The 14,488-nt window shown below is 36.5% G+C and carries 7 protein-coding genes; 2 read left to right on the top strand and 5 right to left on the bottom strand.

Annotated features, from left to right (window positions below):
• Window positions 1–9: 9 nt before the first annotated feature.
• Window positions 10–696, bottom strand: coding sequence for a Lipl32 family lipoprotein (locus ABW637_RS11255; RefSeq protein ID WP_367584794.1), 687 nt, complete (start codon window positions 694–696; stop codon window positions 10–12).
• 161 nt (window positions 697–857) lie between these two features.
• Complete coding sequence (locus ABW637_RS11260; protein WP_367584795.1) at window positions 858–2,201, bottom strand: exo-beta-N-acetylmuramidase NamZ family protein; 1,344 nt, start codon at window positions 2,199–2,201, stop codon at window positions 858–860.
• Window positions 2,202–2,209: 8 nt separating this feature from the next.
• On the opposite strand from ABW637_RS11260, the gene ABW637_RS11265 reads away from it, so the two are divergent.
• Window positions 2,210–3,451: an ABC transporter permease gene (locus tag ABW637_RS11265; protein ID WP_367584796.1), complete on the top strand. Its 1,242-nt coding sequence runs from the start codon at window positions 2,210–2,212 to the stop codon at window positions 3,449–3,451.
• Between the two features lie 53 nt (window positions 3,452–3,504).
• Here the strand turns inward: ABW637_RS11265 and ABW637_RS11270 are convergent, their stop codons facing one another.
• Both ABW637_RS11270 and ABW637_RS11275 read right to left on the bottom strand, forming a co-directional pair.
• Window positions 3,505–4,200 carry a fibronectin type III domain-containing protein gene (locus ABW637_RS11270; RefSeq protein WP_367584797.1) on the bottom strand — a complete coding sequence of 232 codons (696 nt, stop codon included), beginning with the start codon at window positions 4,198–4,200 and terminating at the stop codon, window positions 3,505–3,507.
• Between the two features lie 64 nt (window positions 4,201–4,264).
• Window positions 4,265–11,947 (bottom strand): MBG domain-containing protein, encoded by a 7,683-nt coding sequence (locus tag ABW637_RS11275; RefSeq protein WP_367584798.1) that lies wholly within the window; start codon window positions 11,945–11,947, stop codon window positions 4,265–4,267.
• 745 nt (window positions 11,948–12,692) lie between these two features.
• Here ABW637_RS11275 and ABW637_RS11280 point away from each other — a divergent pair.
• Window positions 12,693–13,277, top strand: a complete 585-nt coding sequence (locus tag ABW637_RS11280) for a fasciclin domain-containing protein (protein ID WP_367584799.1) — start codon at window positions 12,693–12,695, stop codon at window positions 13,275–13,277.
• A 522-nt stretch (window positions 13,278–13,799) separates the two neighbouring features.
• Here the strand turns inward: ABW637_RS11280 and ABW637_RS11285 are convergent.
• Window positions 13,800–14,279: a hypothetical protein gene (locus ABW637_RS11285; protein ID WP_367584800.1), complete on the bottom strand. Its 480-nt coding sequence runs from the start codon at window positions 14,277–14,279 to the stop codon at window positions 13,800–13,802.
• Window positions 14,280–14,488 lie beyond the last annotated feature (209 nt).

Raw genomic sequence — 14,488 nt, forward strand, 5'->3', positions numbered from 1 at the left:
GGTTGGATTTTATTTTAATCCTTTTTTCAAATCTTCGATGGTTTTAGCCATTACCACTCCTGGTAATTTGATCGGAGCAGCAACTTGTGCTAAGAAAGTACCTTTTACTTCTCCTGTTTTATAAGTGGTAAACCCGATTCTATAAAGTCCTACGGTTAATGCCTTAAGAGGATCACTTACTTCACTCTTATATCTTAATAAAGAGTTATAGCTGCTTCCGCTAGGTTGTTTAGGCATTTCGCTACTATCATCATTGCGTTCTAATGTAGTCCATTTAGCAGCTTTTACGCCTTCGTCACTAATTTTATCTTTGCTTATGATACTTGATCGCTCTAAAGTAATGTACGTATCAAAAAAGTCTTTAGAACCTGCATTTTCTGTATATGCTGCAGACGCTGTAGCACCTTTTACTTTAGTTCCCGCAACAGGAGACATCATTCTAACTCCAAGTTCTGGAGCTACTGCTGGTATCCACACGTAGATATAGTAAAATTTCTTGCCATCTTTTACTTCATCCTCATTACCAGGAGCTGCGTACCCCATATAAGATACAATATCTGTGTATGGTACTTTAATCGTTTTAGGGCCTATCTTTTTTTCAGTTAAACCACCAAATTTCTTTAATTTTTGAGCTTGTGCATCTACAGAAAAAAGTAGAGCAAAAGCACCTAGTAAGATTAAGATTCTTGTTTTCATAATTAATTGGATTTTAAATTGATTTAGTTATTAGTGTTAGTATTAGGGCACACGTTATTTTTATCTATAATTATATCGTATTTATATACAAATATGAGGGTTTATTATTAAAGATAGGTTGTCAAAAAATAATAAATTGTTCATTTTGATCAAAAGATAAACTATTTATATAGTACGTATTGTTTTCTTTTCTTTGTGTACTTTATGAGATCATCGCGCCATGATTTTTTGATTTGAGTAATACTCCAACCTTCTTGTATTTGTTGTTGTAATTTTTTGGTTCCTGCATGTAATGTAAATGATTTGGTGTTAAAGAATTTCTCTTTGTTATTAGAGTTTTTGTAGGCGTAGACCAACCATTCTAAGTTTATTGCTTTAAGATTTGGTGTTTTCCCCAGGTTTTTTCCATAACATACTTCGCCTTGATGTTTGGGGTATTTAGCTCCAAAATTGGGTTGAGGGATATAGGCGTAATCATATTTGTCGATAGTTAGATCCGGAGAACCAAAAATCTGAAACTGTGTTTCGGTACCTCTTCCAGCATTAATAGTTGTTCCTTCAAAAAAACCAAGACTAGGGTATAAGTTAATGGATGTATCATTTGGTAGATTTGGCGAAGGCCGTATAGGTAAACTATATGGGGTATTGTGTGTATAATTTTTTACCGGTATAATCTTGATTTCACATTTTAAATCTTCTCCTAACCATTTTTCACCATTAACCATTTGGGCATACTCGCCTATAGTCATTCCATGAACTAAAGGAATAGGGTGCACCCCTAAGAAACTAGAGTGTTCTGGCTCTAATGTTGGTCCATCTATATAATGCGCATTAGGATTAGGACGATCCAAAATCAAGATAGGAATATTATTTTCTGCACAAGCTTGCATTACATAATGAAGTGTAGAGATATAAGTGTAAAATCTCACCCCTACATCCTGAATATCAAAAACCACTATATCTATACCTGCTAAGGTTTCTTTTGTAGGTTTTTTGTTTTTACCATATAGAGAAATTAAAGGAAGCCCGGTTTTAATATCTTTTCCATCGGAAACTAGTTCTCCTGCGTCTGCTTTGCCTCTAAAACCATGTTCTGGAGCGAAAACCTTTACAATATTAACATCTCTGGATAACAATGAATCTACGATATGAGTGTACTGCGGAAGTGTTGAAGGTTGTATTTCTCCAACATTTTTTAGTAAAGAAGATAAATTCGGATATTTAAAAATAACCGAAGTCTGGTTACCTACAATAGCTACTTTTTTATTTTCTAATACTGGTAAGTATAGCTCAGTTTGATTAGCTCCTACAATAATTGGAGGAGTAACTTTTGTAGTATTTGTTACAATATTAGTATCAATTTTTGTGTTTGTAGAATCCACAGGAGAAGTCTGTGATGATAGTTTTGTTCCACTTCCGCAAGAAATAAGAACAGTACAAAAGAATAAAAATGTATTTTTGAACTTGTCTGCCAAATAGGTAGATGCATTTCTAATAAAAACCATAGTTAAGCTTGAATTTCGAGTATTTTATTGCCAAACGCCTTATCAAAGGTAAGGAACATAAAAGTAGCATTTCGGCTCCAATCATAAAAATTGCAATTTCAGCAATTGCGATAGGTATGATTATGATGCTGATTACTGTGGCTACTGGTGTAGGTTTACAACGTAAAATTCGTGAAAAAGTTGCTGCCTTTAATGGCCATGTGATAATTTCCAGCTTTGACAACAATAACAATCTAGAATCCTGGATTCCTATCAAAAAACAACAGGATTTTTATCCAGAATTTAATAGCGTAGAGGGAATAATGCATGTTCGCGGAGTTGCAACTAAGATAGGGGTGATTAGAACCGCCACTGATTTTGAAGGAATCGTCATGAAAGGGGTTGGAGATGATTATAATTGGGGTCATTTTGAAGAATACCTGGTGGATGGCAGGCTACCAGATTTTACTGAAAATTTGAATCAAGAGATTTTACTCTCTGAACATATAGCCAATCGATTGGGATTAAGCGTTGGGGATAAGGCGATCACTTATTTTTTGAAAAAAAATGTAACCGCTAATTCACGGCCTAATATTAGAGCATTAGAAATTGTTGGGATTTATAATTCAGGTTTTCAGGAATTTGATGAAAAGTTTCTTTTTGCCGATATTAGGCATATTCAACGTATGAATAAATGGGAAGCCGATGAGGTAGGTAATTTTGAAGTTTTTATAAATAATTTTGATAAAATCGATCAAAAAGGACAAGAAATTTATGAAAATATCCCTTCGGTACTCGATAGTCAAACGATTACCTTAAAATACGCAACCATTTTTGAATGGTTAAAACTTTTTGATTTAAACATTATAGGAATCATCAGTATTATTATCCTGGTGGCCGGGATTAATATGATAACCGCTCTCTTGGTTTTAATATTAGAAAGAACGCCTATGATAGGAATATTAAAAGCTTTAGGGACCAGTGATTGGAGTATAAGAAAAATGTTTTTGTATAACGCTGCGTATTTAATCTTAATTGGTTTGTTTTGGGGCAACCTTATAGGGATTGGATTGTTGTTTTTACAGGATCATTATGGGATAGTACGTCTTAATCCTGAAACGTATTATGTAAACACGGCTCCTGTGTATATAGATTTTGGATATGTTTTGTTACTTAATCTAGGTACTATGATATTGTGTTTGATCATGTTGCTAATTCCCTCTTATATAGTAGCTAAGATATCACCTACAAAATCTATCCGTTTTCAGTAATACTTATAAATGAAAAAGGGAAGAATTGCTTCCTCCCTTAATACTTCCCTTATTTAGTTTGTTGTAAAACTCCAGACTTGCCCTATGGTGACTCCTTGTTTATTATCTTTTGCTACTACTCTCCAATAATATTCTGTATTTGTTAATACGTTTACATCAAATGATGATGAAGTACTATTTTCTATAAATAACGCAGGAGGGTTAGTATCTCCAAAATACAGATCATATGATAATGGATCATTATCTGCATCTGCTGCATCCCAATCTAACGTAATACTAGGCCCGGTTACTGTTGCTCTTACCAATGGCGATACCACTGTAGGTACAAACGGAATGTTATTTATTCCTGCTTCGGGTTCTGTGAAGAATGTTTGTGTTGCAGAATAAATGCTCTCTTTACCCTCTGTATCCCTGGCTTTTACTCTCCAATAATACGCAACTCCTTTTTCTAAAGTAAATGGATGTGTAGTTTGCGAAGTAATTGCAGTAAACAATATGGTTGTAAAATTAATATCTGTTGCTACTTCGATGACATAGCTTAATGCATCTCCGTTAATATCTCTGGAGGCATTCCAATCAAACTGAAGGTTAAAATTGGTGCACACCAGATTATTCGTAGGAAATACTAAACTAGGTGTTGTAGGTTCTATATTTGGAACCAAAGGGTTTCCTGATATTGCAAATTCATCATCTGCATTACATGAAAGCAACAATAGTGAACTTAGTAGTAGGATATGTATATGTTTCATAAATGTATTCATTTAATAATTGTTAAATAGAACCCCTGCCATAGAAGACAGGGGATAGGTGGATCTATTCTTTTATGATTTTAATAATTTTTGAAGTACTTGTATTCATAGATGCGAAGTAGACTCCAGCGGTTAAGTTTTCCATAGGTAAGGTTACTTTATTACCGACTACAGAATATATGCCTGAAGAAACTTGCATTCCGATTGCATTGTAGATATCAATAGCAATAGTATCCTCTGTTGTACCCGGTAATAATAATGTTACATTACCCCTGGTTGGGTTTGGATATGCCGAAATAGTACCTAAAGTACCTATAGTGGTAGATAGTTTACCTTGACAAGTTACGCTAGAATGTATGTCTAAGACATCACCGTTTTTAACATCTACCAAGAAGCTATTTGTAGTATATTCACCAACAACCTCATTATTGATGGTTACCGTATACGGAGCGGTTCCTGATTCGATTTCTACCAGTACTTGTTTATTGATACTATCTTCATTGATAGTAGTTTTACCACTTAATACCGGAGCCTGATCGATTGCAAGTTCAAAACACTGCTCACAACTTGAGAATCCATCAACTGTAATACATACATTATAATCACCCGGTGATAAATCTGGAACCACTAGGGTTGAGCTAAAGGCATATGTTTGATTATTGATTGTAGCAATATAATTTAGTGTTTCAACTGTACTAATGGTAATGATTCCGTTGTTTTTACCATCACAAGTTTCGCTTGACGTTTGAATCTGGAAATTATTTGCTACAATATTAACCAACGGACAAGCTTCTACAACAGTTAAAGTCTGCATAACATCTGTAGCGGCATTCCAGTTACTATCTCCAGTTTGCGAAGCTGTAATGGTAGTTGTTCCTAATCCTATGATTGAAACTGTATTACCAGATACGGTTGCTACTGAAGGATCAGAACTGATATAGGTAACTGCTAATCCCGATGAGGCTGTTGCATTTAGATTAAAATCGGCATCATCTTCGGATACATTTGCTAGTGATGCAAAAGTAATAGTTTGATCACCTTTGTTCACCGTTAATATCTGTTGTACATCTATAGCCGCTGCATAAGTAGCATTACCAGCCTGTGATGCGGTAATAGTGGTTGTTCCTGCTCCTATAATAGTTACTGTATTTCCGGATATAGTAGCAACACTAGGATTAGAACTTACAAATGTAACCGGGTCACCAGAAGCGCCTCCTGTAGCTGTTAATGCGAAATCTGCATCACCAAAAATACGATCAGCCAATGGACCAAAAGTAATTGCCTGTGGTATCAGATTGGTAATCGTTAGGTTACCAGGTACAAAAGTCAGGTTGTAATTACTTCCTGCATTTAATGTTCCTTGATTGACAACATAGTTTCCTAAGGTTTCTCCTGCCACTCTGCTAAGGCTTCCCGTAACCACATCAGAGAATTGTAACCCACCCGATGTTATTTGATAAGTAAGTGCTGGGTCTGCAGATCCAATAACTTTTACCAGATCATCTGCAGTGATCTCGATAGCTCTTTGACCAATTGTAAAATCATTACCTATATAAGTCATTGTATAATTGCTCCCGGCAGATAACGTTGCTTGGTTAATCGCATAATTTCCTATATTTTCACCCGTAGCTCTAGATAAAGCACCTGTAAAGGTATCGGTAAATTGTAAAGCTCCGTTAGTGATTTGATAACTTAATGCAGGATCGGTATCACCATACGTTTTTGCTTGTATATCGGCAGTTACTTCAATAGCGCGAGTCGTAATGTCAAGGCTTACTGAACCTGCATTGGTATAGGTTATTGCGTATGAAGATTCTCCTCCGTTGGTAGAAGTAAATCGAGCAGATAAGCCTCTTATCTGATATCTTCCTATATTTTCACCTGGAGATCTAAATGTTCCATAGGTTTCTAAGGTATCATCAAATGCTAAAGATCCTTGTGTTATGATATATGGCCAGGTTAAATCTGGGTCTGCATCTCCGTAGGTTTTTGAAATAGGAGCGGCAGGAATTACTCTTATAAATCGATAATCAATAAATAAATTACCAGGTACAAAAGTTAGATCATAATTGGCTCCCAAGGACAATGTTCCCTGGTTTATGGCATAATTTCCCTGTGCTTGTCCAGTTACCCTGTCTAAAGCTCCTGTAAAGGCATCACTAAAGGCTAATGATCCATTAGTGATCTGATACGTTAATGCCGGATCACCATCACCATATATTTTGGTTTGAGCATCTGCAGTAACTTCTAAGGCTCTTGTTGTTATTTCAAGGTCATTTGAAACCAATGATATCGCATAATTTGAATTTATCCCTAAAGTTCCTTGAGTAATAGCATAGGTTCCTATATTTTCCCCTACTACTCTTTCTAAAATTCCGATAAAAGCATCACTACCAGCTAAACTTCCTGCAGTAATTTGGTAGGTAAGAGTTGGATCAGCATCGCCATACGTTTTTGATTGCGCGTCTGCCGTAATCTCGATGGCTCTTTGACCAATAGTTAGGTTATTGCTTACATAAGTCAATACATAATTTGCATTTAAGGCTACGGTCCCCTGGTTAATAGCATAGTTTCCTACACTTTCTCCAGCAACACGCGCTAAGCTTCCGGTAAAGGTATCACTACCTACTAAACTACCTGATGTAATTTGATATGTCAATGTTGGATCTGCATCTCCGTATTGTTTGTTTACAGCATCGGCTGTAATCTCAATAGCTCTTTGACCAATAGTTAAATTATTAGAGACATAGCTTAGAGCATAGTTACCGTTAAGGGCAACAGTACCTTGACCAATAGCATACGGTCCTACAGCTTCTCCGGCAGCTCTGGTTAGACTTCCTGTAAAGGAGTCACTACCCACTAAACTACCTGCAGTAATTTGATACGTAAGTGCAGGATCTGCATCGCCATACTGTTTGTTTGCAGTATCTGCGGTAATTTCTATCGCTTTTTGGCTAATATCCAAAGTATTAGGTGTGAAAATTATAGTGTAATTAGCTCCTAATGTTAATGTTCCTTGATTTATTCTGTAGTTTCCTACATTTTCTCCCGAAACACGAGTAAGTTCACCACTAAACACATCTCCAACAACTATACTACCCACCGTAATAGTGTACGTTAAGGCTGGGTCTGCATCTCCATAAGTTTTCATTTTATTATCAGCTGCAACAATAACAGCTCTTTTACTTATATTCAAGTTATTAGGTATATAGCTCAAGGCATAATTATTATTCAATGCTAATGTCCCCTGATTGATTGCATAGTTACCTACATTCTCACCTGCTGTTCTTGTTAAACTCCCAGTAAAGGCATCACTAAATTGTAATGCGCCCGAAGTAATTTGATAGGTTAGTGCTGGATCAACCCCACCATATTCTTTATTTTTAGCATCTGCCGTTATTTCTATAGCTCTTTGTGTAATTTCAAAATCGTCAGACACAAAAGTTATGGTATAATTTCCTCCCGCGCTTAGGGTTCCTTGTTGTATAACATGGGTTCCTACAGCTTCTCCTGCTACACGGTTTAAAGTACCAGTTATTGCATCACCACCAATTAGTGTTCCGGCTGTGATTTGGTACGTTAATGCTGGATCCGAATCACCATATACTTTGGTTTTCGCATCGGCAGTAACAGTAAGGTCTACTTTATTAATCGTTAATGTTTCTGTAGTACTTCCTTGATAGTTAGGATCGTTAATGGTTGCCACCACAGTATAATCACCTGCATTGGCTGGCACCACGGTTCCTCCGTCATACGTAATATCTACTGTAAGACCAACTGGGGTAGTGGTTACCGATACTGGTTTTGCAGTACCATCATACGTTTGTGCTAAATCATTTATGATAACTGAAGCCGTTGTCTTAGTAATTTCAAAATTACTGGATACAAATGATAGGTTATAATTTGCATTTAATGCTAAAGTCCCTTGTGTAATAGGGTATGTTCCCACAGTTTCTCCTGCATTTCTGTCAAGTACACCTGTAAATGCATCGCTACCCACCAGATTTCCGTTAGTGATAGTATAGGTAAATATAGGATCAGCTGCTCCAAGTTCTTTTGATTGACCGGCATCGGCGGTTACTTCAATAGGTTTGGCAGTTATGGATAAATTTGCCCCTACATAACTTAGATTATAGTTAGAGGTAAGCGCTAAGGTTCCTTGGTTGATAGCATACGTACCAACATCTTCTCCGGTAGCTCTTGCTAAACTCCCTGTAAATGTATCGCTACCCGCCAAGCTACCCGAAGTAATTTGATAGGTTAGATTATCCGTATTTCCATAAGCCTTTGAAACGGCATCTGCTGTGATTTCTATAGTTCTTTTAATAACTGTTAGATCCTGTGTTACATCAATCGCAGGGTCATAGAATGCATTTCCAGCCTGGCTAGCGGTAATTGTAGTCGTACCATTACCAATAATAGTAACCGTACTCCCAGAAATTGTAGCTACAGACGTATTAGAACTGACATAAGTAACAGGCAAGCCAGAAGAGGCCGTTGCTGTTAAATCAAAATTGGTATCTCCGTATATTTTGGCTGGCAAACTATTAAACGTAATGGTTTGTGGCAACACTCCTGTTACTGTTACCGTTACATCTTTTGTTGTTGCTGTGTAAAACGTATCTTCTGCCGAACTTGATCGTAATGTTACTGTGCCAGGGATATTACCTGCGGTGAACACATTTCCTAAAATTGTAGAACCTGTTCCTCCATCATCTATAATACTATATGAAATCGGAATACTAGATATATTGATTGCATTTTGTATAGTTCTACTTTCTCCTATATCAAGAGAAAAATTGAATACATTGTGTGCCAGTGGAGTTTTAGGATTAAAACCTGCATTATAAAATAAAGTTGAAAAATATTCTACTGTTTCCCCATAGTTAGCATCTGCCGCTTGGGTAACTTTAATAATTATCGAACCTGCCACATTATTTACATTCAATAAATTTCCGTTGACAGAATACCCTAATGCATCTCCAATAATTTCGAATGTATATGCTCCCGTAGAATTTGAAGTTAGGCTTGAAGTCATATCGACTGTGGTCACTCCAGAATTAACCTGATAAAAAATAAATCCTGTTAAGGTTGCCTGTTGATTATCTATTGTGAGTGTCATTGTTTTAGAAGCACTTTGATGTGTAGCAGTTGCTTCTTGATACGCCTCAATAGTAACGGTACCTGCTGTGCTTCCGATAGTTACCGTTTCATTGTTTGTACCACTCAATGAAACATCGGTACCTCCATTAGTTATAATTCTATAGTTGATTGCTCCCGAAGAATCCGAGGTTGCATTTAAATCAAAATTAGAACCATTAGCATTTACGGTTACATCATCAAAAGTAATTATTGGTACTTGTAATGTTGAAGAGTTTACTACCGAAAATTCGTAACCAACTTGCTGATAACTATTTAAAAAATGTGGAGTTCCTGAATCCGTATAGGCATAAATTGTAAAATAATAGGTTGTATTTGGTGTTAACCCTGTTATTACCTGATTAGGTGCTGTTGAGTTTCCTACATACACCACTTGCTCTCCTCCTTTATAATCTGCATCTGGTGTAGGTATAGGACCTCTAAAGCTATAAGGTGTAAAACTATTTGTTGTGTTTAATTTTACAATGTACCCTTTAGGATTTCCATTAACACTAACAGCCGGAGCCGAAAATGATGCAAGCGTAAAAGCATTTCCTATAAAGTTATTTATAGTAACATTTGAAACAAGGTTTGTTGTTACTCCTGCCGTATACGTAGAGATAGCGTCTGAAGTATTTGAAAAATAATATGTTCCTGCACATTCTTTGTAAGAATAAATTTTAAAGAAATACTGTGTATTAGGTAATAAATTATGACCTGTAAAAGCTTGCCCTTCTGGAAATGCTCCAGCTAAAATTACTTGCTCACCAGAGCCACTATAATTTACATCTGCTATTGGTAATGTATTTAAAGAACCTGTTATATCTGTAAATGAATTCTCTGTATTTATTTTTACTACTTGCCCTTCTACATCAGCTGGTACATTTGAGATAATAGGTGAAACCCTAGTTTCCCAATGTAAATTTGTTCTAAACGAGTTTAATTCTGAATTTCCTGTCGGTGTCCCACAGGTAGTAATAGCAACCGATGTACTTCCTGTAGTTTCAAAATAATCGGTACCTGCACAGGTGTTATATGCATATACCTTTACATAATAGGTTGTTATTTCGGCTAAACCTGTAATCGATACATTTGGTGAAGCTGATGAACCAACGTATACTACTTGCTCACCACCCGTACCAGTATTGTAAGCTGTACTTGATGAAGCTGGCTCTGATGAAGGTGCCGTAAAAGAATCTGTATCACTTACTTTAACTACATATGCCAAAGTCCCTTGCGATGTATTAGACGGTGGTGTAAATGAGTTGATATCCATTGTAGTAGTCCCTGTTGCATTTGCATTTACGCTCGTTACAGCAGATGAAGGTGCTGCACACACATAATTGGTCGTTACTACTGCAGAACCTGTGGTCTCAAAGTTATACTTACCACCACATAAATCGTAGGTATATACTTTTACATAATAGTTTGTATTAATTTGTAACCCTGTAATCACCTGATTAATATCATCGGTAGTGCCAGCTCCACTTCCTACTGCACCGGTATACACAACTTGCTCTCCGGTTTGGCCAGAATAATCTGCCGAAGCAGTTGGGATTGTGGTTCCACTAGTAGGTGCTGTAAAGCTATTAGTATCACTAAACTTTACTAAATACCCTATAGACGTATCAGCACCTGCTGGTCTTCCTAACGTATTTATAGTAGCTGTAGTAGGTGATGTCGCCGATACAGAGTTTACTGAACCTGCACTAGGTACAGTACCTGGGCAGGTGGTTACCGCTACGGGTGTTCCTGTATTATTATAATTTATATATCCTTGACAATTACTGTAGGTATATACTTTGTAATAATAGGTTGTATTTCGTTGTAAATTAGCCATGGTCATGGCCGACTGAACCGCTCCATTATCGGTACCAACATATACTACATGTTCACCCGAGCCACTATACGAATTTGTAGCTGCTTCTGTTGGCAATGCTTGATCCTGGATATAATGATCGGTAAAATCTGTAAAAGAATTGGTTGCAGAGAATTTAACAATATAGTAACGATCATCGATCATATCTATTTGTAAATCATTTAGAGTTACATCTGTATCGTTTACCTGAGTAGGTGTTACAGTTGGTATGGTAAGCTCGTAACAATAAGGAAAACTTGTTGAAGGATTAAACGGTATCGAGTAATTAATAGGTGTTGCAGAAGTTGTAAACACTTCTAGCGCATAATAGTTATTACTAATACCACTCCCATTTAAATTATTTTGATAATTAAGAGCCACTTCATAATAAAAAACACCGGGGTTAGGAGATGTTTTTAATGTCCCTACTACTGAGCCCGATACTCCCCAATTACCGCCTGTATATTCCCATACTCTAAAATCTACACTACCAGGGCTTCCAACATAGTTCGTATGGACCAATAATTTTATTTGTGTTGCCTGATCAGATTTTCTGGAAACAACCCAAAAATCAGAATCTGAAGAAGAAACTGTTCCTTCAAAATTCCCAGGGCCATACTTTCGAACTTGTGAACTTGCTAATGCATTACCGATAGTATTATTATTTTCTACTTCGGTGTAGGTCTGCGCTATAGTATTTGCTCCCAGCGCTAAAAAGAAAAGCAGTAATAATGACCTTTTCTTTATCATGTTTGGTAGTTTAAAACATTGTTTCATAATAAGGGGTTTATTAATAATTGGAATTGTTTTTTATAACAAACTCAGGTATGCAAGCATACGCAAGAGGTGTCTTAATAGTATTTGATATAGATTATCTAAAGAGCAGTATATGAGATGTTGCTCTTTTGTGCTGGCAGAAAAGCCAGAGTGTTGATAAAAGGTTTGACCAATTTGTAGGTTGAGCTTTGAGATTGTAGTTTTTCTTCATAGTACTAGGGGCTTAGTTGTTATTACTACTAATTAATTGGCAAATTTTTATAGTGCCGTTCATAGGTATTACAGTTAAGTTTTAGAATACCCTATTTTTAGTTGTAATTTTTTTGAAATCTATCTTGATTTAATAGAGGCCATAGATCATTATTTGTTGAAGAATTTTGGTTAAAAGAGTTCATGATGTACATAGGTGTAAGGTTTTAGATTGGGTGTGACAAAAATATGTTGAACTGTTTTTTTAAAAGAAAAACGAACCCCTACAAATACCCCTACAAAATTGTAAAGCCTTACTGTAAAAGAGGTTTCAGAGGTTTGGGTTTCTTAAAAGTGTCGTAGGGAAAATCATATACCTAGGATTTAATAAGAAAATTGAGATATACCTTTTCTTGGCAGATTAGTGATTTGTGTTTTTAAAACACTTACTAATTAGAAGCCTACGAATTCTCATTTATATATCTATTTTGTTTCTGAGTAAAATATATTTGATTTCAAAATTTCACCAATGAATCTTAAAATAGCATTTCACATTTTAACCATTTCGGGCGTATTACTTTTTAGTGCTTGTACACAGCCTAAAAAAAGTACCTCTAAAGATGAAAAATTAATCGCTCAGGCTAGTATTTTACCCACTGAAGAAAAAGTTCCTACACTTTCAGAAATTATTTCTACAGATGTTGGATTTACAAAGCTGAATGAAATTGTAAAGTCTACAGCTTATGAAAAAAAGTTAGAAGAAAAAGGGCCTTATACTGTTTTTGCTCCAACCAATGGTGCACTAGATAGGTTGCCATCAAAGATGTTAGAAAATCTAAAGAAACCCGAAAATCAGGAAAAGTTGGTTTCAATTTTAAACTATCATATCATTCCTGGGTTAATTAACAAACAAGATATAATCAAGGCTATTAAAGAGTATGGAGGAAGTGTAAAACTAAAAACTATAGCCGGAGATCGATTAACTGCCTCTATGAAAGGGGATAAAATCTATTTGATCGACGAAAGAGGAAACGCAGGTAGATTAATGATTAATGATATTGAAGCCTCTAATGGGATTATTCATACCACAGAATCTGTAATGATGCCAAACTAATAAATAACAACCACAATCAATTATTAGTATGTAAACGGAAGCTATCGTAATGTAGCTTCCGTTTTTTTTATGAATTTACTTTTACTTGATAATCGAGATGTATTTCGTAACTAAAAAGGTTCTCGATAGCTCTGCTGAGCTTGCCGAAGTACAATTTTTCTCCATTACATTCCGAAAAGCACTCGAACTGACGTTGCGACTATACTCAACACAGATCAAGCATACCCGCTACGTCACAACTTGTCCCGAACTTGTTTCGGGATCGAGTGCTGCGCGGTAGTGCAGAGCTATCGAGATGTTTCAGAACCGAAAAGCTCAAAAAAAAGGAACACCAATCCGTGTTCCTTTTATAATATATACAAGTGATGTGTCGTACATTACGATATCAACACTTCTTCTTCATCCCTAACGGGTACACCACCAGGCCGGCTAGGGGTGCGGTACAGGTCCCGTTTTGCCGGTAATTCATCGAAAACATTATCGGCTGCAGCGTTGATTTTTTGCAGAATGGCATATAGCTCATTAAGTTGTTCTACACGGCCTTCGGTATCTACCATACGCAATAGTTGTTGTTCTTGACAAAGTAGCTAAAGGTTTCCCCGTTGCAGCTGATCGTTTCGACAAGATAGCTAAGGGTTTCCCCGTTGTAGCTGATTGTTTCGACAAGGTAGCTAAGGATTTCCCTGTTGCAGCTGATCGTTTCGACAAAGTAGCTAAGGATTTCCCCGTTGCAGCTGATCGTTTCGACAAGATAGCTAAGGGTTTCCCCGTTGCAGCTGATTGTTTCGACAAAGTAGCTAAAGGTTTCCCCGTTGCAGCTGATCGTTTCGACAAGATAGCTAAGAGTTTCTCCGTTGCAGCTGATTGTTTCGACAAGGTAGCTAAGGATTTCCCCGTTGCAGCTGATCGTTTCGACAAGATAGCTAAGGATTTCCCCGTTGCAGCTGATCGTTTCGACAAGATAGCTAAGGATTTCTCCGTTGCAGCTGAAGCTTTCGACAAAAATGAATGAACTACTAGTTTGTATATGTATTTATCTGCAATATGACGATTGCATCGGGGTGAGTGTGCCGTTAAGCGATGGCGAATATAGAGGTAATATTTTGATATACAAGTAGTTTCATAAGTTTTTGAGTGAAGGAGTTTAATTTTTATTGGCATCCCAGATCTGATCTGGGGCCTATGAGTAGGGAGAAGGTGTTTTTTACGTT

This window comes from Aquimarina penaris, assembly GCF_040786285.1.
Taxonomy (GTDB): domain Bacteria; phylum Bacteroidota; class Bacteroidia; order Flavobacteriales; family Flavobacteriaceae; genus Aquimarina.

Coding starts and splice junctions, on each gene's coding strand:
- ABW637_RS11255 (WP_367584794.1), bottom strand. CDS start 696: ATGAAAACAAGAATCTTAATCTTACTAGGTGCTTTTGCTCTACTTTTT.
- ABW637_RS11260 (WP_367584795.1), bottom strand. CDS start 2,201: ATGGTTTTTATTAGAAATGCATCTACCTATTTGGCAGACAAGTTCAAA.
- ABW637_RS11270 (WP_367584797.1), bottom strand. CDS start 4,200: ATGAAACATATACATATCCTACTACTAAGTTCACTATTGTTGCTTTCA.
- ABW637_RS11275 (WP_367584798.1), bottom strand. CDS start 11,947: ATGATAAAGAAAAGGTCATTATTACTGCTTTTCTTTTTAGCGCTGGGA.
- ABW637_RS11280 (WP_367584799.1), top strand. CDS start 12,693: ATGAATCTTAAAATAGCATTTCACATTTTAACCATTTCGGGCGTATTA.